This window comes from Mucilaginibacter sp., from assembly GCF_041660805.1.
In the GTDB taxonomy this organism is placed as follows: domain Bacteria; phylum Bacteroidota; class Bacteroidia; order Sphingobacteriales; family Sphingobacteriaceae; genus Mucilaginibacter.
Map to the genome: position 1 here is coordinate 55,649 of NZ_JBAZVP010000031.1, position 720 is coordinate 56,368.

General features: G+C 41.4%; 1 pseudogene. It reads left to right on the forward strand.

From position 1 onward, the window contains the following. Window positions 1-720: pseudogene (locus tag WC743_RS23905) on the forward strand (DNA-directed RNA polymerase subunit beta'); the annotation flags it as partial.

The following is a 720-nucleotide window of genomic DNA, read 5'->3' on the forward strand; positions in this document are numbered from 1 at the left end:
TTATTGTTACCAACAACATCCCATACGGTTCATACCTGTATGTAAAAGATGGTGCTAAGATCTCTAAAGGCGACCGTATCTGTTCATGGGATCCGTATAACGCGGTTATTATATCTGAATTTGCCGGTATAACTCAGTTTGAGGCGGTATTAGAAGGCATTACTTTCCGTGAAGAAAGCGATGAGCAAACAGGTCACCGTGAAAAAGTAATTATCGATACAAGAGATAAAACTAAAAACCCTTCTATCCAGATAACGGATAATAAAGGTAATGTTATAAAAGGATACAACATCCCGGTAGGTGCCCACATATCTGTTGAAGATGGTGAGAAACTACAAACCGGGCAGGTTATTGCGAAAATTCCTCGTTCAACCGGTAAAACGCGAGATATTACAGGTGGTTTACCACGTGTAACCGAGTTATTCGAAGCACGTAACCCATCTAATCCGGCTGTAGTAACAGAAATTGATGGTGTGGTAACTTTAGGTGGTGTTAAACGTGGTAACCGCGAGATCACTATCGAAAGTAAAGACGGCCAGGTTAAAAAATATCTGGTGCCATTATCTAAACACATCCTTGTACAGGACAACGATTTTGTTAAAGCAGGTATGCCATTGTCTGATGGTTCTATCTCTCCGGCAGATATCCTTGCAATTAAAGGCCCTGCTGCAGTACAAGAGTATCTTGTTAACGGTATCCAGGAAGTTTACCGCTTACAGG